Source organism: Streptomyces sp. N35, from assembly GCF_016464295.1.
Taxonomy (GTDB): Bacteria; Actinomycetota; Actinomycetes; order Streptomycetales; family Streptomycetaceae; genus Streptomyces.
The window spans coordinates 16,447-17,578 of sequence record NZ_JAEIMH010000085.1; the positions used below are offsets into that span (position 1 = coordinate 16,447).

2 protein-coding genes are annotated in these 1,132 nt (G+C 68.6%); both read right to left on the minus strand.

The window, feature by feature from the left end; genetic code table 11:
- Nucleotides 1–69: 69 nt before the first annotated feature.
- Nucleotides 70–366 carry a hypothetical protein gene (locus JAO81_RS33725; protein WP_199551786.1) on the minus strand — a complete coding sequence of 99 codons (297 nt, stop codon included), beginning with the start codon at nucleotides 364–366 and terminating at the stop codon, nucleotides 70–72.
- A gap of 214 nt (nucleotides 367–580) precedes the next feature.
- Nucleotides 581–895 carry a hypothetical protein gene (locus JAO81_RS33730; RefSeq protein ID WP_199551787.1) on the minus strand — a complete coding sequence of 105 codons (315 nt, stop codon included), beginning with the start codon at nucleotides 893–895 and terminating at the stop codon, nucleotides 581–583.
- Nucleotides 896–1,132 lie beyond the last annotated feature (237 nt).

Sequence of the window (1,132 nt, forward strand, 5' to 3'; positions counted from 1 at the left end):
CGTGCCCCCCCCAGACGGGCAGGGCGCCCGCGGGGGGGGGGCGGCGCGGGCCCGTGCCGGGCGAACGGGTCAGTTGACGCTGACGCTCGCGGACGTGTCGGACTTCGCCGTGGCGTCGACATCGGCGTCGACATCGGCCTCGGCGTTGACGCTGGCCTCGGCGCTCACCGACGGGATGAGCGCGTCGACCAGTCCGGCGAGGTCGAGGTGGACCAGGGCCTCGAGCGCCGCGTCCGCCGTGGCGGCCGTGGCCACCTCCGGCTCCGGAGCGACGGTGGACGCGGACGCGGCGGAAGCCGCACCGCCGAGCATCAGGACTGCGGTGCACACAAGGCCGGCGCCGCGTACAAATACGTTCTTGTTCATGGGGGTTACCTCCTTCAGGCTCCATAGAAATAACCTCGAATTATCGACCCGTAACACAGTTAATTCAGTCGGTCCAACCGAGGCGGCCAAATGGGGCGTGAAAAAGGCGGGAGAAAGCAAAAAGAGGGGCCGGCGCAAGGAAACGCGCCGGGCCCGCGGTGTGCACGTTGCCGCCGCTCGGGGGTGCGGCGAGGACGCGTGAAGGAGGGGTGATTCAGCCGATCGGCAGGCCACCGAGGTGCGGCATGGCGCCCAGGGCACCGGCCCTGGTGTCCTCGTTGACCTTGCCGGCCGCGTCGATGTCCGTCTGGTTGGCGGCCTTGACGGCGTTGTCCGTGACGTCGTCGGCGGCACCGCGGGCCTCGCGAACGACGCCGGTGAGCTCGCCGACCAGGACCTTGGCGTCCACGGCGTCCTTGGTGACGCCGGTCAGCTCGTCCAGGCTCGCGCTGGAGTCGTTGACCGTCTTGGTGTCGAGCAGCTGGTTCTCGACGTCCGGCGCAGCCGCACGGGGGGCGTCGTCAGCCATCGCCGGGGAGGCGAAACCAACAGCCATGACGGAACCGGCAACGATCGCAGCAGCCTTCGTGTACTTCACTTCAGGATCCCTTTCCGAAGCGGCGTCCTTCACGGTCACGACCGTCGTGCCGTCCGAGCGTAATGCTGGCCGCTCGGAACGCCGCTGCCACCCTTCGTAACGGGGCGCCCCCGCCTGCGGGAACTCTTAAATCCCCGCTTTTTTGGCATTCCCTCGGATGTCGCTGGA